The organism is Pectobacterium carotovorum, assembly GCA_016415585.1.
In the GTDB taxonomy this organism is placed as follows: Bacteria; Pseudomonadota; Gammaproteobacteria; order Enterobacterales; family Enterobacteriaceae; genus Pectobacterium; species Pectobacterium carotovorum_K.
In genome coordinates, this window is sequence record CP066552.1 from 2,878,303 (window position 1) to 2,897,013 (window position 18,711).

Annotated in this window: 15 protein-coding genes; 7 read left to right on the forward strand and 8 right to left on the reverse strand. The window is 55.1% G+C overall.

What is annotated here, in order from left to right; all coding sequences use genetic code 11:
• Positions 1 to 161 precede the first annotated feature (161 nt).
• Both cdd and JFY74_12700 read left to right on the forward strand, forming a co-directional pair.
• Positions 162 to 1,052 carry a cytidine deaminase gene (cdd, locus tag JFY74_12695; protein QQG26990.1) on the forward strand — a complete coding sequence of 297 codons (891 nt, stop codon included), beginning with the start codon at positions 162 to 164 and terminating at the stop codon, positions 1,050 to 1,052.
• Positions 1,053 to 1,247: 195 nt separating this feature from the next.
• A complete protein-coding gene (locus JFY74_12700) occupies positions 1,248 to 2,945 on the forward strand; it encodes an NAD-dependent malic enzyme (protein QQG26991.1) in 1,698 nt (565 codons plus the stop codon).
• 214 nt (positions 2,946 to 3,159) lie between these two features.
• On the opposite strand, the gene rhlE is transcribed toward JFY74_12700, so the two are convergent.
• Positions 3,160 to 4,572 (reverse strand): ATP-dependent RNA helicase RhlE, encoded by a 1,413-nt coding sequence (gene rhlE, locus JFY74_12705; protein ID QQG26992.1) that lies wholly within the window; start codon positions 4,570 to 4,572, stop codon positions 3,160 to 3,162.
• 309 nt (positions 4,573 to 4,881) lie between these two features.
• Between rhlE and JFY74_12710 the strand changes: the two genes are divergently transcribed.
• The gene (locus JFY74_12710) at positions 4,882 to 5,112 is read left to right on the forward strand and encodes a hypothetical protein (GenBank protein ID QQG30539.1); all 231 of its coding nucleotides are present in this window, start codon (positions 4,882 to 4,884) and stop codon (positions 5,110 to 5,112) included.
• On the opposite strand, the gene JFY74_12715 is transcribed toward JFY74_12710, so the two are convergent.
• Genes JFY74_12715 through JFY74_12740 form a run of 6 tightly spaced genes read right to left on the reverse strand, consistent with a single transcriptional unit; the run spans position 5,086 to position 11,873 of the window.
• On the reverse strand, positions 5,086 to 5,895 hold the full coding sequence (locus tag JFY74_12715) for a (2Fe-2S)-binding protein (GenBank protein ID QQG26993.1): 810 nt from the start codon (positions 5,893 to 5,895) through the stop codon (positions 5,086 to 5,088). The two genes, JFY74_12710 and JFY74_12715, sit on opposite strands and share 27 nt — an antisense overlap.
• Complete coding sequence (locus JFY74_12720; protein QQG30538.1) at positions 5,885 to 6,736, reverse strand: ABC transporter ATP-binding protein; 852 nt, start codon at positions 6,734 to 6,736, stop codon at positions 5,885 to 5,887. Before JFY74_12720 ends, JFY74_12715 begins: the two co-directional genes overlap by 11 nt.
• A gap of 12 nt (positions 6,737 to 6,748) precedes the next feature.
• Complete coding sequence (locus tag JFY74_12725; GenBank protein QQG26994.1) at positions 6,749 to 7,780, reverse strand: iron ABC transporter permease; 1,032 nt, start codon at positions 7,778 to 7,780, stop codon at positions 6,749 to 6,751.
• Positions 7,773 to 8,762 (reverse strand): iron ABC transporter permease, encoded by a 990-nt coding sequence (locus JFY74_12730; protein QQG26995.1) that lies wholly within the window; start codon positions 8,760 to 8,762, stop codon positions 7,773 to 7,775. Before JFY74_12730 ends, JFY74_12725 begins: the two co-directional genes overlap by 8 nt.
• Complete coding sequence (locus tag JFY74_12735; GenBank protein QQG26996.1) at positions 8,759 to 9,778, reverse strand: ABC transporter substrate-binding protein; 1,020 nt, start codon at positions 9,776 to 9,778, stop codon at positions 8,759 to 8,761. The genes JFY74_12730 and JFY74_12735 overlap by 4 nt, the downstream gene beginning before the upstream one ends.
• Positions 9,768 to 11,873, reverse strand: coding sequence for a TonB-dependent receptor (locus tag JFY74_12740; GenBank protein ID QQG26997.1), 2,106 nt, complete (start codon positions 11,871 to 11,873; stop codon positions 9,768 to 9,770). The genes JFY74_12735 and JFY74_12740 overlap by 11 nt, the downstream gene beginning before the upstream one ends.
• Positions 11,874 to 12,426: 553 nt before the next feature.
• Between JFY74_12740 and hlyD the strand changes: the two genes are divergently transcribed.
• The 4 genes from hlyD to JFY74_12760 are packed head-to-tail and all read left to right on the forward strand — an operon-like array spanning position 12,427 to position 17,504.
• The gene (gene hlyD, locus JFY74_12745) at positions 12,427 to 13,455 is read left to right on the forward strand and encodes a secretion protein HlyD (protein QQG26998.1); all 1,029 of its coding nucleotides are present in this window, start codon (positions 12,427 to 12,429) and stop codon (positions 13,453 to 13,455) included.
• Positions 13,448 to 15,190 carry an ABC transporter ATP-binding protein gene (locus tag JFY74_12750; GenBank protein ID QQG26999.1) on the forward strand — a complete coding sequence of 581 codons (1,743 nt, stop codon included), beginning with the start codon at positions 13,448 to 13,450 and terminating at the stop codon, positions 15,188 to 15,190. Before hlyD ends, JFY74_12750 begins: the two co-directional genes overlap by 8 nt.
• Positions 15,183 to 16,358, forward strand: a complete 1,176-nt coding sequence (locus JFY74_12755) for an ABC transporter permease (GenBank protein QQG27000.1) — start codon at positions 15,183 to 15,185, stop codon at positions 16,356 to 16,358. The genes JFY74_12750 and JFY74_12755 overlap by 8 nt, the downstream gene beginning before the upstream one ends.
• 9 nt (positions 16,359 to 16,367) lie before the next feature.
• On the forward strand, positions 16,368 to 17,504 hold the full coding sequence (locus tag JFY74_12760; GenBank protein ID QQG27001.1) for an ABC transporter permease: 1,137 nt from the start codon (positions 16,368 to 16,370) through the stop codon (positions 17,502 to 17,504).
• Between the two features lie 400 nt (positions 17,505 to 17,904).
• Here JFY74_12760 and JFY74_12765 read toward each other — a convergent pair whose 3' ends face one another.
• Complete coding sequence (locus tag JFY74_12765) at positions 17,905 to 18,612, reverse strand: Bax inhibitor-1/YccA family protein (protein QQG27002.1); 708 nt, start codon at positions 18,610 to 18,612, stop codon at positions 17,905 to 17,907.
• Positions 18,613 to 18,711 lie beyond the last annotated feature (99 nt).

The window sequence follows — 18,711 nt, forward strand, 5'->3', positions numbered from 1 at the left end:
AATTATGGGAAAAGAGAAATCAGGCAATAAAAATTGAGATACATCTCGCATTTAGCAGTTAATTTGCAGCCATTTCATTCAACAAAGAGATTTTGATCACAATTTATTGCTACTCTGCTACCTAACATGACGTCATTGACGGGTAAAAAGAGTAAGCCACTATGCATCCACGATTTGAAAACGCCTTCCGGCAATTATCTGCCAGTCTGCAAACCGCACTCGGCCCATTGATCGATAAACCGGACTTCGCCGCCATGCTAACGGCTGACGACGTGAATGCCGTCTGTGAAGCCAGCCAGTTAGATGCTGATGCGCTGGCCTTTGCGCTATTGCCTTTGGCTGCCGCCTGCGCACAAGCACCTATCTCGAATTTTCAGGTTGGCGCGATTGCGCAAGGACTCAGCGGCAATGTCTACTTTGGTGCCAACATGGAGTTCAGCGCCGTTCAGCTTCAGCAAACGGTGCATGCCGAACAAAGCGCCGTCAGCCATGCCTGGCTGCGTAATGAGCGTGGGTTACATGCCGTGACCGTGAACTACACGCCATGTGGCCACTGTCGCCAGTTTATGAACGAGTTGCGCAATGCAGCATCGCTGCGTATTCAGCTACCGGGTCGTCAACCTGCCGTACTTAGCCACTATCTGCCGGATTCCTTCGGCCCCGTCGATCTGCAAATTGATACTTTGCTGATGGATGACATCAACCACGGTGCAACATTGCAGAATGTGAACGCGCTTGCACGTCAGGCGCTGGATGCCGCCAACCGTAGCCATGCGCCCTACAGCAAAGCCATCAGCGGTATTGCACTGGAAACCCGAAATGGCAACATCTATACAGGACGTTACGCCGAAAATGCGGCGTTCAACCCGAGTCTGCCGCCCTTGCAAGTCGCGTTAAATATGATGAATCTTGCTGGCGAAGAGCCAGACACGATTAAGAACGCCGTTGTCGTTGAGCGTCGCAATGCGGTTATCAGTCACTGGGCAATCTCGCAAATTATGCTAGCCGAGCTGGGCTGCACTGACGTTGAACACCACTTTATTGAGGGATAAGCGCAGGATTTCAGTAAAGTGAAGCGTGAAAAATGAGAGGTGAATCGATAAAGCCTGCATTTTGACTAAGATGCAAGCCATCTGTAAGTATTTTAATTAACAATTTCTGTACATATTCTCTGGGTAATTTAAGATCCGCAACAGTTTTTATCGACAACACCTGAGTTTTTTCTGTTATCCGAAGAGTAAAAAGCCATGGAATTAGAATACGAAAGCAAACGTCCTCTCCATATTCCCTACGCTGGTCCAATCTTGCTTGAATTTCCCCTGCTGAATAAAGGCAGTGCGTTTACCGAAGAAGAACGCGCTAATTTTAACCTGCATGGCCTGTTGCCTGAAGCCGTCGAAACCATCGAAGAACAGGCAGAACGCGCTTGGCGCCAGTATCAGGAATTCAAACACGATATTGAAAAACACGTTTACCTACGCAACATTCAAGATACTAACGAAACACTGTTCTACCGCCTGTTGGATGGTCACCTCAGTGAGATGATGCCAATTATCTACACCCCAACCGTTGGCGAAGCCTGCGAACACTTCTCTGATATCTATCGCCGCGCCCGTGGCCTGTTTATCTCCTACCCTAACCGCGCACATATCGACGATATGCTGCAAAACGCCACCAAGCAGAACGTGAAAGTTATCGTTGTGACTGATGGTGAACGTATTCTGGGTCTAGGCGACCAGGGCATTGGCGGTATGGGGATTCCAATCGGTAAACTTTCTCTGTACACCGCCTGTGGCGGTATCAGCCCGGCCTACACCCTGCCAGTGGTTCTGGATGTCGGCACTAACAACCCACAGCGTCTAAACGACCCGCTGTACATGGGCTGGCGTCATCCGCGTATCACTGATGACGAATACTATGAGTTTGTTGATGAATTCATCCAGGCCGTTAAGCGCCGCTGGCCAAATGTGCTGTTGCAGTTTGAAGACTTCGCACAGAAAAACGCAACCCCGCTGCTGAATCGCTATCGTGATGAAATCTGTAGCTTTAACGATGACATTCAAGGCACCGCGGCCGTTGCCATCGGCAGCCTGATTGCCGCCAGCCGTGCTGCGGGTACGCAGTTACGCGATCAGACTGTTGCCTTCCTGGGCGCAGGCTCCGCAGGCTGTGGTATCGCTGAGCAAATCATCGCGCAGATGAAGTCCGAAGGGTTGAGCGAAGAAGAAGCACGTGCACGCGTCTTCATGGTTGATCGCTTTGGTCTGCTGACGGACAAACTGCCAAATCTGCTTGATTTCCAGAGCAAACTGGTGCAGAAAAGTGAGCTGCTGGCTGGTTGGGATTGCAACAGTGACGCGATTTCCCTACTCGAAGTGGTACGCAATGCCAAGCCGACCATCCTGATCGGTGTATCCGGCCAGCCGGGTCTGTTCACGGAAGAAATCATCCGTGAAATGCACAAGCACTGCGCTCGTCCGATCGTAATGCCGCTGTCTAACCCGACATCCCGCGTAGAAGCACGTCCGGAAGACATCATTCGCTGGACAGAAGGCGCCGCGCTGGTCGCAACCGGTAGCCCGTTCTCTCCGGTTAACTATCAGGATAAAGTCTTCCCTATCGCACAGTGTAACAACTCCTACATTTTCCCGGGTATCGGGTTAGGTGTACTGGCCTCAGGTGCCAAACGTATCACTGATGGTATGTTGATGGCTGCCAGCCGTGCTCTGGCTGACTGCTCGCCGCTGGCGAATAACGGTGAAGGCGCTCTGCTACCGGATCTGTCTGATATCCAGCAGGTGTCCAAACGTATTGCACTGGATGTGGGTAAAGCCGCACAACTGCAGGGCGTAGCCGTAGTGACCTCAGCCGATGCGCTGCAGAAGGCGATTGACCATAACTTCTGGCAGCCTCAGTACCGCAGCTACAAACGTACCTCGTTCTAACTGCTGCACGACTAAAAAGCGCGACATTTGTCGCGCTCAGATGGTTACAGGCAGCGCATTCACATTTCCCTCACAGAGCCACGCATAGCGATATCCATGATGCTATGCGTGGCTCTGTGAGCATGGCGCTCAGCCCATTATTTAGCCCAACCAAACGACCAGGACTTTGTCTACGCCTACCGCCGGGAGAGAGCCAATCGACTCTCTGGCGATTTTACTTGTCCGCTGGCTTACTGCGGTTTTGCGGTCGCGGTGCGCGGCGTTGTCCTTCGCCACTGCCCTTACCACTATTACCTTTATTGCCACCCCACGGGCTATCGCTATTGCCGCCCGCTTTGCGCGGCTGACGATTGCCATCAGCCGAGCTGCGCTCGGACTGGCCACGCGGTGTACCAGACTGCGCGCGAGGTGCCCCGCTACGCGCACCGCCACCGCCACGGTTGCCCTGACGGCCATTCACAATCGGCTCAGCCTTGATGGACGGATCGGGCTCGTAGCCTTCGATAGCGATACGTGGAATCTCACGCTTCAACAGACGCTCGATGTCACGCAGCAGTTTGTGCTCATCCACACAGACCAGCGACAGCGCTTCGCCAGTTGCTTCTGCACGACCGGTACGGCCAATACGGTGAACGTAATCTTCCGGCACGTTTGGCAGCTCATAGTTCACCACGTGCGGCAGTTGGTCGATATCCAGACCACGCGCGGCGATATCCGTGGCGACCAGCACGCGAATGCTGCCGTCTTTAAAGTTCGCCAGCGCACGAGTACGCGCCCCCTGACTTTTGTTACCGTGGATAGCGGCGGCAGTAATGCCGTCTTTTTCCAGCAGCTCGGCCAGGTGGTTAGCGCCGTGTTTGGTGCGGGTAAAGACCAACACCTGCTGCCAGTTATTTTCACCAATCAACTGCGACAACAGCTCACGTTTGCGGCGCTTATCAACAAAATGCACATGCTGCGTAACCAGTTCAGACGGCGTATTACGACGCACAACTTCAACCGACGCTGGATTGGTCAGCAGCTTGTTCGCCAGCGCCTTGATCTCATCAGAGAAGGTCGCGGAGAACAGCAGGTTTTGACGTTTAGCAGGCAGCTTCGCCAGCACACGGCGAATGTCGTGAATGAAGCCCATATCCAGCATACGGTCCGCTTCATCCAGCACCAGAATTTCAACCTGTGACAGGTCAACGGCACGCTGATGCTCCAGATCGAGCAGACGCCCCGGCGTCGCCACCAGAATATCTACGCCACCGCGCAGTTTCATCATCTGTGGGTTAATGCTCACCCCACCGAAGACGACTAGTGAACGCAGGTTCAGATACTTGCTATACGCCTTCACATTTTCATCAATCTGCGCGGCCAGTTCACGGGTTGGTGTCAGGATCAGCGCGCGTACCGGACGGCGGCCTTTCCCTTTGTGCTGCACTTCACGGCTGGTCAGCAATTGTAATAACGGCAGCGTAAAGCCCGCCGTTTTGCCCGTACCAGTTTGCGCGCTGGCCATTAAATCGCGCCCTTCCAGCACGACAGGAATCGCCTGACGCTGAACGGGAGTAGGATCGCGATAACCCTGCTCGTCAATCGCGCGCAGAATATCGGCACTCAGGCCGAGAGAATCAAATGACATAAAAAGAACAACTCCAGATCCGCTCTGACCGGACAGCAGCCGGTGTAGTTTTCAGAGGGTCAATAAGACGGGTTTGGCGGGCCACGATTAACGTAACAACTTACTTAACAATCTACGTAAAACAATGACATACGCACAACCACGGTGAACGAGCACAACTACGGTGCATGACTGCCGACGATTGTAGCAGAGATTCTGACCACTAAGGGATTTTTATCTGCGTCAGCCCGTTTTTGTATGGCGAGCTTCCTGCCCGCCACCCTGTGGGCCGTCGCGAGCGACTTTGAAAAACGTTCCCTACGTTTTTTTATGGCGAGCTTCCTGCCCGCCACCCTATGGGCCGTCGCAAGCGACGTTGAAAAACGTTCCCTACGTTTTTTTATGGCGAGCTTCCTGCCCGCCACCCTGTGGGCCGTCGCGAGCGACGTTGAAAAACGTTCCCTACGTTTTTTTATGGCGAGCTTCCTGCCCGCCACCCTATGGGCCGTCGCAAGCGACGTTGAAAAACGTTCCCTACGTTTTTTTAGTGGGGCGCAGTAATGGGCAGTTTTGGCAGTATTCCTGCGGCTGCGACGCCTTGTAATAAAAACAGCAGGTACGGCGAAAGCGCACGTCACGAAAGCTCACCGAACGCCCCACGACGGAAACCCGCGTTTTCGCACGAAAGAACGGTTTCAGCGGGTTGTCATCACAGCCAAAACGTTCACTGGGCGCAGCCAGCAAGGCGTCGAAATCCTGCTGCACCTGTTGTGCCAGCGTCATTCCCGACGAACAGGCCGCCGCCGGATCGTCCCACTCAATGCGCTGCTCGTATAACGAAAACACCCGCACCGCGACGTTTTCCCACAGAATGCGCAGCGGCGCGCCCGACACCGTAGACAGCGTATGCAGGATTGGCGACAGGTGTTGAGCAAATAGCGTGTCGAACAGGCTATCGCGCCACGCGTCTCGTTGCCCCAGCTCCGGCTGGGACACCGTCAGATCGTAAAGCGGCATGGTCGATGTCCACAGGCGGTTGTGTCCGAATTCCAGCACGCTGTTATCCAGCGTCATGTTCAGCCCTTTGTTATACACCGACATGGCATACAGGCTGGCGGCCGTGGTTAAGAATCCTATCCGCTTTACCAGCAGCGAAGCGGTAATCTTGATCGATGGCGACAGCAACGGCGGCGTCAGTGTTTCCAGCAGCCAGCGGCAATACTCAGGATCCAGCACCCTACGGCTCGGGCAACTCTCCTGCCCTGCCCGCTGTGAGGCATCCGTTAATTGCAGCGTGCCGGAGAGCATCGCCCACTGCGGTGCCGTCAGGCGGTTAGCCGACATCGGCCACATGCTCCGCCGCTTCACGCCCAAACGGAATGCACAGCGGCGTGCCGAAGAACGGGTCGTCAATGATGCGGCAGTTCAGGTTAAACACCGTCTTTACCGTGGCTTCCGTGAGAATGTCACGCGGGTTGCCCTGCGCAAACACCGTCCGGTTATGTACGGCCACCATGTGATGCGCGTAGCGACACGCCAGATTCAAATCATGCAGCACCATCACGATGGTCTTGTGCTGCTGTGCGTTCAGCTCCCGCAACAAATCCAGCACCTCCATCTGATGCGCCAGATCGAGATAGGTCGTCGGTTCATCCAGCAGAACGATATCGGTATCCTGCGCCAGCGTCATCGCAATCCAGACGCGCTGGCGCTGCCCGCCGGACAGCGAATCCACCGCACGATCCTTTAATGCCAGCACGCCGGTGCTGCGCAACGCCTGAAGCACTTTTTCTTCATCCGTTGCCGACCACTGCTTTAGCCACGACTGATGCGGGTAGCGCCCCATCCTCACCAGTTGATAGACCGTCAGGCCTTCCGGCGCGGTCGGCGTTTGCGGAAGAATCGCCAGTGCCTTCGCCACCTCAACGGTGGACTGCCGATGAATATCCGCCCCGTTGACAATAATCGTCCCACTCGTGGGTTTCAGCAGGCGGGCAAACGACTTCAATAACGTGCTCTTGCCGCAGCCGTTGCTGCCCACCAGCACCGAAATTTTTCGGGCTGGCAGTGTGATATCCAGCGCATCAATCACGACCTGTTTTTCGTAACTCAGCGTCAGCGACTGGCTGGCAATCGCTTCTCGGTCAGTTGGGGCGACGTGTGTTGGCAACACATTCTCTAGCATCATCTTGCGATCTCAGTAACGTTGCCGAAGCAGTAAATAGATAAAGAAAGGCGTCCCAAGCACGGAGATAAAAATACCGGCAGGCAGATCCAGCGGCAGGAACGCGGTGCGGCCAATCAAATCGGCCACCATCACCAGTAATCCGCCCGTCAGTGCTGACACCAACGCCAGTCCGGGGAATGAACGGTTCGCCAACTTTTTCGCAATATGCGGAGCCAGCAGGCCGACAAACGCCATCGCGCCGGCATAGGCAATCGCCGCCCCTGCCAGCGCGACGCTCAGCGTCAACAACGCGAGCCGGATACGCCCGACAGATTGCCCAACACCGCAGGCCAGCGCGTCATCCAGCTCGTGGACATTAACGTGTCGCGCCAGCCCCACCAGAAACGGCGCACCGAGCAGCAGCCAGCCCGTCAACGCCGACACATGCTGCCACTGTGCGCCATAAATGCTGCCCGTCAGCCAGACATAGGCCGTCAGCGTGGTGCCTATCGGGCTAAACACCAGCATCATGGTCACCGCTGCGCCCATAATGGCAGACAGACCAACGCCGACCAATACCAGCCGCAGCGGCGATGCACCTTGTTTCCAGGCCAGCAGATAGATGGCGACGGCGGTGATCCACGCCCCGCCCATTGCTGCCACAGGGAGCCAGCGCTGGCTTATCGCCGTCGCCAGAAATGAGAGGAAGAACACTGCCGCTGCCGATGCGCCGCTGGTAATCCCCAGAATATCCGGCGAGGCCAGCGGATTACGCACAATGCTTTGCAGAATCAAGCCGGATATCGCCAGCGCGCCACCCACCAACAGCGCCAGCAGCGCACGCGGCAACCGCAGGTCGTTGACGATAAAGTGCACGCCGCTGTCTGCTTTTCCCCGCAGCGCCGACATCACCTGCGCGGGCGACAGCACCACCTCACCCAGCGACAGCGAGAGGAACACGACGGCTAACAGCACCAGCAGGAGCGACAACGCCACCGCAGACGTACGGCGATCAATCTGGCGCGATACCCTTCCCACGCGCACGGTATATACCTTACCCATGCCGCATTCCTCTTCTCGCCAGATAAATGAAGAATGGCGCCCCCAGCAGCGCAGTCATTGCCCCGACCGGCACTTCCTGCGGCACGATCAGCAAACGCGAGGCAACATCAGCCAGCAGCAACAGCGTGGCACCGAAAATAGCGCAGCCGGGCAGCAGCCAGCGGTGATCGGCAGACAGCACGCGGCGCACAATATGCGGCACGATCAGCCCGACAAAACCGATATTTCCGGCTATCGCCACCGCACCGCCCGCCAGTCCGATCACGCACAGCCCAGACAGCGCACGCACCAGCGCGGTTCGCTGTCCCAGCCCTTTGGCAATCTCGTCGCCTGCCACCAGAATATTCAGATGACGCGCCAGCAGCAGCGCGAGGAATAGCGCGATAACAAAGTACGGCAGGAGCGGTAACAGCATCGACAGACTGCGGCCGGACACCGATCCGGCCAGCCAGAACAGCATGCTATCCAGCCCGTCCTGATTGATCACCAGCAGCGCCTGCGTAAACGAAATAAACAGTGCGCTAATGGCGGCTCCGGCCAGCACAATGCGTAAGTGGCTAGAACGAGCATTGCCCAGCGTTCCCAGCACGTACACCATGACGCCAGCAACAGCCGCGCCCAGATAGGCCGTCCACGCCAGCGCGATCTGCGAGGAAAAGGTAAATAGCGAAGACAGCAGGACGATGGCGAACATGGCACCCGCATTAATGCCAAATATCCCCGGCGAGGCCAGCGGGTTGCGCGTCAGCGCCTGCATTAGCGCGCCGGCAACGGCAAGGCTGGCACCGACAACGATGGCAATCACCGTCCGCGACAGGCGGGTCGTCAGCACCAAAATGTGATCGATCTGCTGCGGATCGTAATGGAATAGCGCGTTGAACACGGCGCCAAATGAAATAGTGGTTTGCCCCAGCATCAGGCTGGCGACGATACTCAGCAGCAGCAATACAACACCCACTGCCGTCACGATGCACTGTCTCATCGCGTCTGACTCTCCTTGGTGATATCGGTTTTTTTGCCAGCAGGATCCATGTTACCGGCGAACTGACTTTCGATATCATCCAGCATATTATTCGCGCCCAAAATACCGCCAGACAGGCTCCAGGCCACGTTATCCACCGGATAAACCTGTTGCTGCTGAGGCGCATGCAGTCGCTGCCAGAGCGGATGAGCCTGCCAGTCGCGATAGTTCTGCGCTACCGCGGGCTTGTCTGACCGCAGCAAAACAAAGAACAAATCGGCATCCACCACTGGAATGCTCTCTTTGCTCGTGAGCTTTTGCATCACACCCGTCGTATAGCTTTCCGGCCGCGACCAGACAAAACCGATTTCCGACAGCACCGATCCGGCAAAGCTGGCGGGCAGATAGGTACGCAGGTGATCTTCACGGAATTCAAGAATAGACACGCTGAGCGGCCAGCGTTCGCCAAACCGGGCTTTCAGCCTGTCGCGCAGAGAATCCACGCGCCGATCCCAATGGGATAAAATCTCGTTCGCCTTATCTTCCCGATTCAGCGCTACCCCCATCATCTGCACCGTTTCTTTAAATTCAGACACCCTGTCCAACGCAATCGTCGGCGCGATCTGCGACAGCAGGCCGTAGATTTTCTCATGCCGAAACGTAGACGCCACGATGAGGTCAGGTTTGAGTAGCGCGATGGTTTCGAGGCTGGGCTGCGTTTCCAGCCCGACCAGTGTTATGCCCTGCAAGGCGGGGCGAAGGTAGCGATAAATCGGCTTTTCCGTCCACGATTCCACCACGCCAATCGGCTTGATTCCCAGCGCGACGGCAGAGTCCGTCGCGCCCTGAAACAGCGTCACGATACGCAGCGGTGTCCCTGTTACCGTAGTCACGCCCAGCGCGTGCCGAATCTGACGCGGCGACTCAGATGCCTGCGCCAACGTCACCAGCAGAAAAGACAACAACACGGCCAGCGCAAAACGCGGTCGTGTTGCTGAATTGAGGACGGAATTAAATCGGTTAAGCTTAGAAATCAATCGAATAACCCAGCGTCACCGTGCGTCCACGCCCAGAGAAATAGCGCGTATCGTTAACAAGCCCCGCCTGCGAATAGTAGGTGATGTACTGCTTATCCAGCAGGTTAGCCACCGCCATATTGAGACGACCATACGGCAGTTTGTAGCCCACCGCAGCATCCATCAGCAGGTAGCCGTCAAACGCTAACCCTGCATCGTCAAAGCTGCGGCCAAAGGCATAATTTGCCTGCACGAACGAACTCCATTGATCATTCCAGTTCGCCGACCAGCTGGTGATGAAACGATCCGGTGCGATATTCAAACCATTGAGTTTCTTATCCAGCTTGCCATCGCTGTTGCTGTCATACTTCCCTTCGCTGTGTGCGTAGGAAGCATTGACTTTGTGCCGCTCGTTAATTTGGTAACCGGCTGTCACTTCAATACCTTGAATACGCGTTTTCTCACGCTTAGAGACAAAGGTATCGCCTTGCTGCTCTACACGATCGCCCAGTTTGCTGTTGGACTGGTAATAGCTGGCTTCAAAATCAAAGCGATCCTTCTTAAAGCGGAATCCCGTTTCTACGTTGTCTGTGACAATCGGCTTCAGATTATTAAAATTACTAAGCTTCACGTTAGGCGCTTTCACGTCTCTCAGCACGCGCCCCACTTCCGGCATCCCAAAGCCTTCTGAATAGCTGGCAAATACGTCCAGTGAGTTCGTCACTGAGTAAACTGCACCAACGTTATACAATGTTTCATTGAACGTTAGTGACCCACCCTCAACGAATACGCCGTTATTCGCAGCCAGAGCCTGAAAACTGTCCACTTTAAGTTTAGCGCTCTCATGACGTACACCAGCATGTAGAACTAAATCATCCAGCAGTTGATATTCACCCTGAATAAACGGTGAATAGTTGGTGTACTCCATCTCTGGCACATAGGTACGCTTGGTCAGGTAAAGATCCTGCTTACCCTTATCGTACAGCGTATCGAAACCCACCGTGACTTTCAGCGTATCATCCAGCAGGTCATCTTTGGTCAGCGCCAGCTTGGTACCGTACTTATTGGAAATCGCGCGCGACTGATCGTAAAGCGTATCCATTGGCGCAATGGCCGTATCCTGAAAAGTATCCGACAGGGTTGCACCAAACAGCGCCTCATAGCGTTGATTAAACACCAGCGCAGACAGTTTCATCCCAGCCAGATCGTGGTGTTCGTAGGTTAATCCCGTCGTCCAGATACTGTTATTCGGTGCTTCACCCGGCGGTGTGCCGCGTACCGACGTTGTCGGAATGCCTTGTGCACGAATACCATCTACGCTGAGGTAGTTATTTTCGCCTTTGATGTGGTAACGGTTCACGCTCAGTTGAATGCGCTGATAGTCATCCAGCCAGTACCCAACTTTCGCTAACAGGTCGTAAGAGCGAGAGTCCATGGTATCGCCCTGCGTATTATCCACGCCGACAGGTCGGTTGTTGCCGTCCAGATACAATCCCTGATTCTCATAGCCAATCGCGAACAGGTAATCGAGATAATCTTCACGTCCGTCGACCCGATAAGTCGTTTTATAGCTGGCGGTCTCACCGCGAATTTTCTCCGTCGGGATCGTGGTTTGTACATTGACGTGCTGGTTAAATGAGCCGTTTTCCGGTCGACGAGTGATGATATTAATCACCCCGCCAATCGCGCCCATGCCGTTGGTCGCGTTGGCACCGTGGATGACTTCAATACGCTCGACCATCGAGTAGTCTATCGTGTGCATTTCACGCCCGGTCGGACGCAACGGGTTGGATTGCGGAATGCCGTCGATCATCACCAGCGCCGCACGACCGCGGAAGGTTTCACCGCTGCCGCTCATTTTCTGCCGGCTGGGGGAGAACGAAGGCAGCAGATTGCTCAGAATTTGCGACGAGTCGGAAGTGACCTGCATCTGTTGCTCAATTTGCTCTTTGGTAATCACGGTGACCACCTGCGGCGCTTTCTGCTGCTGGATATTCGAGCGTGAGGCGGTAATTACCATCTCATCGCCGCTCGCCTCATCCTTTTTGGTCGTGTCATCCTGTGCATACGCCGGAGCAATCAGCACGCATGGCATCAGTGCGAGTAAAGTACGCATCTGGTTCACTGTCCTTCCCCTTTGGTTATGTATCCAACCGTGAATAAAAGTCATTACCGGTGACGGGTGGCTTATCTAAAAAACAGGCACCGCGACACAGACAAAAAAATGCCAAAATGCTTCGTTTCACGCGAAACATCTTGGCGGGTTATGATCGGTTCAGGCATTGAACGCAGGGATTTTCACTCTGTACGCCGCGCCAGTGCTGCCAGATCACTATATCGGTGCAATAAAGATGTAATTGCTAATAACAATTATTATCATTCAACGGAATAAATTACAATTTTTTCGAATTCCTTCCATTTTTTTAACAAAATAAAGGCGTTACGCCAGATAACGTCGGTATTGCGCAAAAACCTCGACCGGATGTAACGCATTTTTGTGATCTCGATCACTCTAAATCGTCATAAACCCCTGTAACCCGTCATATGATTAATAACCTTCAGAAATAAGAGACGACCTGCCCTCTTAACGGCCTGCGGGATTGCTACCGCCGACAAGCACACCGCTGATAAACAAGGAACTATGCTTGATAAACAAGGAACTATGCGTGATGAACAAGAGAAAACTGGCGTTCGCCGCCCTCGTCCTTATCCTGCTCGGCGTGGGTTACGGCTTTTATCACCATCAGAAGCAGCAGGAAAAACCGCTCACGCTCTACGGCAATATCGATATCCGCACCGTCAATCTGGCCTTTCGCGTCGGCGGCAGAGTGGCAGAGTTGAACGTAGATGAAGGCGATGCCGTGCAGGCTGGCCAACCGCTGGCAACGCTCGATGCCGCGCCTTACCTGAATGCACAAAATCAGGCACAGGCGAACCTCGCCAGCGCGCAAGCACAGCTTCAGCTTGCGCAGGAAGGCTACCGGCAGGAAGAGATCGCGCAGGTGCGATCTCAGGTTGTCCAGAGTCAGGCGGCCTATGATTACGCCAACAGCTTCTACCAGCGTCAGCAAGGGCTGTGGGACAAACGCGCCATTTCCGCCAACATGCTGGACGATGCCAGAACGACGCGCAATCAAGCGCTTGCGACGCTACAGGCGGCGAAAGACAAGCTGAGCCAGTTCGAAAGCGGTAACCGACCGCAGGAAATTGCCGCTGCGCAGGCAGCGGTGGCACAGGCCGAAGCCGGACTGGCTCAGGCGGAACTGAATAAGCAGGATACCGAACTGCTTGCGCCCTCTCCCGGCGTGATCCTCACTCGCGCCGCCGAAAAAGGCAGTATGCTGGCATCGGGCAGCACAGTTTTCACCCTCTCCCTCACTCGCCCGGTTTGGGTTCGCGCCTACGTGAGCGAGAAAGATCTCGGCCGCGTCGTGCCCGGTAGTCAAATGCTGATTTACACCGATGGCCGCCCCAACCAGCCCTATCGCGGTAAAGTCGGTTTTGTCTCACCCAGCGCCGAATTCACGCCGAAAAGCGTCGAAACGGAAGATCTCCGCACCGATCTCGTTTACCGACTGCGCATTATCGTTACCGATCCCGATGATGGATTACGGCAAGGGATGCCAGTCACGCTGCGTTTTGAGGATGCGCACATAGGAGATACCAATCGCGCCAACGAGCCCGTTCGTCATGACTAATGCTTCTACGCAGATTACGTTGGACGGGCTGGAAAAACGCTTCGCCGGACAGGAAAAGCCCGCGCTCGCCAGCCTCACCGCCGAGATACGCAGCGGTGCGGTTACCGGATTAGTTGGCCCCGACGGCGCAGGGAAAACCACCCTGCTGCGCATGCTGGCAGGATTATTAACACCCAGCCACGGTACGCTGCGCGTGGCGAATCTGGATCCCATCAAAGAGGATCGTCAGCTCCATGCCATTTTGGGCTATATGCCGCAAAAATTCGGTCTGTATGAAGATCTGACGGTGATGGAAAACCTGACGCTGTATGCCGATTTGCGCGGTATCACCGGCGATGTGCGCAAAGAAACCTTTGACCGCTTGCTGTCATTTACCGATCTGACCCGCTTTACCAACAGACTGGCGGGCAAACTGTCTGGCGGTATGAAACAAAAGCTGGGGCTGGCCTGTACGCTACTGGGGCAGCCTAAGGTGCTTCTGCTGGATGAACCGGGCGTGGGCGTCGACCCGATCTCTCGTCGTGAACTGTGGCACATGGTGCACGAACTGGCCGACGACGGCATGTTGATCCTGTGGAGCACGTCTTACCTTGATGAGGCGGAGCAGTGTCGGGATGTATTGCTGCTGAACGAAGGCGAACTGCTGTATCGCGGTGCGCCGCGCGATCTGACTGCACGCATGACGGGACGCTGTATCTCGATAGATACCGGCGAGCGCCGACATCGGGATGTATTGCAGGAAGCGCTGCGCCTGCCACAGGTCAGCGACGGCGTGATTCAGGGGCAGTACGTCAGGTTGATGCTGAAACCCGACGCAGATCGGGCATCGTTGCTCTCCGCCTTGCATCTGGAAGCTGGCAGCCTGCACGATACCGAGCCGTGCTTTGAAGATGCGTTTATCGATCTGCTCGGCGGCGGCCCGGCCAGTGACTCATCGCTGGCGAGCATCATGCCGCAGATTGACGTCAGTCGTGGCGAAACGGTGATTGAAGCTCAGGCGCTAACGAAAAAATTTGGTGATTTCGCTGCAACCGATCACGTCAGTTTTCAGGTGAAGCGAGGAGAAATCTTCGGCCTGCTCGGTCCGAACGGCGCGGGAAAATCGACCACCTTCAAGATGATGTGCGGCCTGCTGGTGCCGACTGACGGCAAGGCGCTGGTGCTCGACATGGATCTGAAAACCAGCTCCGGTAAAGCCCGTCAGCATTTGGGTTACATGGCGCAAAAGTTCTCGCTTTACGGCAACCTGACCGTCGAACAGAATCTGCGATTTTTCTCCGGCGTCTATGGGCTTAAGGGCAAAGCGCAGCGCGATAAAATGGCAGGAATGACTGACGCCTTCAACTTTCAACCGATTTATCGCCAAACGCCAGATGCCCTGCCGTTGGGATTCAAGCAGCGGCTGGCGCTGGCCTGCGCGCTGATGCACGAACCCGACATTTTATTTCTCGACGAACCGACCTCCGGCGTCGATCCGCTCACCCGACGCGAGTTCTGGATACATATCAACGGCATGGTCAACCGTGGCGTCACGGTGATGGTCACCACGCACTTCATGGACGAAGCTGAATACTGCGATCGCATCGGACTGGTGTATCGCGGCAAGCTGATCGCCAGCGGCACGCCGGACGAACTGAAACAGCAGGCGGCCAGCGTACAGACGCCATCACCGACGATGGAGGAAGCGTTTATTGCACTGATTCAGGCGTACGACGGAGAGGCGGAACATGGTTGAACAGAATAGGCCTGAGCAGGCTAAAACGAGCCAGCGCGGCAGCACGCATTTCTCCACGCGTCGCCTGCGGGCGCTGTGTCTGAAAGAGACGCGCCAAATCTTGCGCGATCCCAGCAGCGGGCTGATTGCATTCGTCATTCCGCTGCTGTTGCTGTTTATCTTTAGCTACGGCATCAATCTAGACTCCAGCCGCCTGCACGTTGGTATCCTGATGGAGCAACAGAGCGAAGACGCACGCGATCTGGCGAATACCTTCGCGGCATCGCCGTTTATCGCGCCGACCATCAGCAATAATCGTCAGCATCTGATTCAGCAGATGCAAACCGGCAGCATTCGCGGACTGATCGTCATCCCCACCGACTTTGCTGAACGGCTGGCGCGGCCGGGCGATCGCGCGCCGATCCAGGTCATCACCGACGGCAGCGAACCCAACACGGCGAATTTTGTGCAGGGGTACGCGGAAGGCATCTGGCTACTTTGGCAACAGCAGCGGGCGGAAGATCGCGGTTATACCTTTGAGCAGCTTATCGAGGTGCAATCGCGCTACTGGTTTAATCCGGCCGCCATTAGCCAGCATTTCATCATTCCCGGCGCGATTACCATTATCATGACGGTGATTGGCGCGATTCTCACCTCGCTGGTGATCGCCCGCGAATGGGAGCGTGGGACGATGGAGGCGCTACTCTCTACGCAGGTCACCCGTGCCGAGCTGCTGCTGTCCAAACTCATTCCTTATTACTTCCTTGGGATGATCGCTATGACGCTGTGTATTCTGGTGTCAACCTTCATCATGCAGGTACCCTATCGCGGTTCGCTGATTTTGTTGTTTGTTATCAGCAGCCTGTTTCTTGCCAGCACGCTGGGTATGGGGCTGCTGATCTCCACCCTCACCCGCAACCAGTTCAACGCCGCGATGGTGGCGCTGAATGCCGCATTTCTGCCGGCCATCATGCTGTCCGGCTTTATTTTTGAAATCGACAGCATGCCGGTATTTGTCCGCGGCGTGTCGTACCTCATCCCAGCACGCTATTTTGTCAGCACGCTGCAAACGCTGTTTCTCGCGGGAAATATCGGTACGGTGCTGATGACTAACCTGCTGTTTCTGATTCTCTCCGCGATGGTCTTTATTGGCCTAACGGCCTGGCAAACCCGGCGCAGGCTGGATTAGGGAGCCACTATGCTACATCGTCTGTGGACGTTGATTATCAAGGAACTGCAATCGCTGTTGCGCGATCCGCAAACACGCTCCATTCTGGTGTTACCCGTCATTCTTCAGGTTTCCCTGTTTCCTTTCGCCGCAACGCTCGACGTGACCAATGCGACTATTGCGATTTACAGCGAGGATAACGGGCCGCATGCGATAGAGCTGACGCAGCGCTTTGCCAAGGCAAAATCCTTTTCTCACGTGCTAATGCTGCATCACTCGCAGGATATTGCACCGACGCTGGATAATCAGCACGCGCTTCTTATTCTGCGTTTCCCCCCGCAGTTTTCGCGCGATATCGCCAGCGGGAACAGTACATCGATCCAACTTATTCTGGATGGCAGGCGCTCAAACAGCGCGCAGATCGCCGCCAACGACGTGCAGCACATCGTACGGGATTATCAGTTAGCATTGCTGGCGGCCAGACCGGCTCAAAACGCCGCCACTCAGAACCATTCAAATCCAAACAACAGCGAGCTGGTGGTACGCCACTGGTATAACCCGAATCTGGACTATAAATGGTTTGTGGTGCCGTCACTGATTGCCATGATCGCCACTATCGGCGTGCTGATTGTCACCGCGCTTTCCGTGGCACGTGAACGGGAACAGGGTACGTTGGAACAACTGCTGGTTTCGCCGCTGTCCACCAGCCAGATATTTATTGGCAAAGCCGTGCCAGCGCTGATTGTCGCCACGTTTCAGGCTACGATCGTGCTGCTGGCGGGCATATTGATTTTCCATATCCCTTTTGCCGGATCGCTGCTGCTGTTTTACACCACGATGCTGATCTATGGCCTGTCGCTAGTGGGCTTTGGCCTGCTGATTTCCTCGCTCTGTTCAACGCAGCAGCAGGCGTTTATCGGCGTGTTCGTCTTCCTGATGCCCGCTATTCTGCTTTCCGGCTATGTGTCACCGGTTGAGAACATGCCGATTTGGTTACAGCACGCTACCTGGATTAACCCCATCCGCCACTTCACCGATATTACTAAGCAGATTTACCTCAAAGATGCGGATTTCAGCATTATCTGGGGCAGCTTATGGCCGCTGTTTATCATCACGCTAACCACCGGCTCGGCAGCCTACGCCATTTTTAGACGGAATATTGCGTAATAGCAGACAGGTAAGGGAAGCACATAACCAGAGAGGCGTAAAAAATTGTGCTGAGGTGACATGACCGCAGTGTGAGCGGCAGGACGCCGCGAAAGCCAGTGCCGCGTCGGACAAAAACGCAATAGCCGTTTTTGAACAGCACTTGTGCTGGCCCGAAGGGTGAGCCCCATTTATGGGGCGAGTAAACGCGTCACTGGCGGCACGAACAGCGGTCATGAGCGCCGAAGGCACCGCGTAGCGGCACAATTAACGCCATAGAGCCATAGGTCAAGGAGCTGCGGCAACTGAGCGCTCCTTGTCGGGCGTGTGATGAGGCACAAAAAACATGGTGTTTGACACGCCCGAAACCTTTGCACTGATTAACATAACGCAGTGAAGCATTTAAATTATCGCGCTGTCCTTAACGACGATTGCCGAAAATACGCAGCAGCATCAGGAACAGGTTGATGAAGTCAAGATACAAGGTCAATGCGCCCACGATGGAGTATTTACGGAAACTGTCTTTGTCATCAACGGACAACTGTTCGCCGATGTTTTTCAGCTTCTGGGTGTCATACGCGGTCAGACCGACAAACACCACCACACCGATGTAGGTTACTGCCCACATCAGCGCTTCGCTTTTCAGCCACAGGTTCACCAGCGAAGCCAGAACAATCCCAATCAGCGCCATGAACAGCATGCTGCCAAAGCCGCTCAAATCACGCTTCGTGGTATAGCCGTACAAGCTCATAGCCCCGAACATCCCTGCCGTAATCACAAAGGTGCTGGCGATGGATTCACCGGAGTACATGATGAAAATGCTGGAGAGCGTCAGCCCCGTCAGCGCGGAATAGAGCATAAACAGCGATGTGGCGACCGTACCGCTCAGGCGCTGCACCATGCCAGAAATCACAAAGACCAGCCCCAGTTGGGCAATAATCAGCCCGAAAAAGGTGATCTGGCTGGAGAAAACAAAATTCAGTACGACAGGCGTATTCGCCGCATACCAGGAGACGAACGCCGTCAGCAGCAGGCCGCAGGTCATCCAGCCATAAACTTGTGCCATATAGGCCTGGAGACCAGACTGCGAGCGCTCAACGATTGAACCCGAGCGTGGATATCTGTCCATGATGTTACCTTTGCATAAAGTTATCTGATTAACGCGGCGCGAACCGCCTGATTGGGGGAGCGAGACGGAATATTCTCTCCCCACCATCCTTTTATCCTA

What these genes read in the sequence shown, in the direction of transcription:
- cdd (QQG26990.1), top strand. Translation starts at nt 162, where the DNA reads ATGCATCCACGATTTGAAAACGCCTTCCGGCAATTATCTGCCAGTCTG.
- JFY74_12700 (QQG26991.1), top strand. Translation starts at nt 1,248, where the DNA reads ATGGAATTAGAATACGAAAGCAAACGTCCTCTCCATATTCCCTACGCT.
- rhlE (QQG26992.1), bottom strand. Translation starts at nt 4,572, where the DNA reads ATGTCATTTGATTCTCTCGGCCTGAGTGCCGATATTCTGCGCGCGATT.
- JFY74_12710 (QQG30539.1), top strand. Translation starts at nt 4,882, where the DNA reads ATGGCGAGCTTCCTGCCCGCCACCCTATGGGCCGTCGCAAGCGACGTT.
- JFY74_12715 (QQG26993.1), bottom strand. Translation starts at nt 5,895, where the DNA reads ATGTCGGCTAACCGCCTGACGGCACCGCAGTGGGCGATGCTCTCCGGC.
- JFY74_12720 (QQG30538.1), bottom strand. Translation starts at nt 6,736, where the DNA reads ATGCTAGAGAATGTGTTGCCAACACACGTCGCCCCAACTGACCGAGAA.
- JFY74_12725 (QQG26994.1), bottom strand. Translation starts at nt 7,780, where the DNA reads ATGGGTAAGGTATATACCGTGCGCGTGGGAAGGGTATCGCGCCAGATT.
- JFY74_12730 (QQG26995.1), bottom strand. Translation starts at nt 8,762, where the DNA reads ATGAGACAGTGCATCGTGACGGCAGTGGGTGTTGTATTGCTGCTGCTG.
- JFY74_12740 (QQG26997.1), bottom strand. Translation starts at nt 11,873, where the DNA reads ATGCGTACTTTACTCGCACTGATGCCATGCGTGCTGATTGCTCCGGCG.
- hlyD (QQG26998.1), top strand. Translation starts at nt 12,427, where the DNA reads ATGAACAAGAGAAAACTGGCGTTCGCCGCCCTCGTCCTTATCCTGCTC.
- JFY74_12750 (QQG26999.1), top strand. Translation starts at nt 13,448, where the DNA reads ATGACTAATGCTTCTACGCAGATTACGTTGGACGGGCTGGAAAAACGC.
- JFY74_12755 (QQG27000.1), top strand. Translation starts at nt 15,183, where the DNA reads ATGGTTGAACAGAATAGGCCTGAGCAGGCTAAAACGAGCCAGCGCGGC.
- JFY74_12760 (QQG27001.1), top strand. Translation starts at nt 16,368, where the DNA reads ATGCTACATCGTCTGTGGACGTTGATTATCAAGGAACTGCAATCGCTG.
- JFY74_12765 (QQG27002.1), bottom strand. Translation starts at nt 18,612, where the DNA reads ATGGACAGATATCCACGCTCGGGTTCAATCGTTGAGCGCTCGCAGTCT.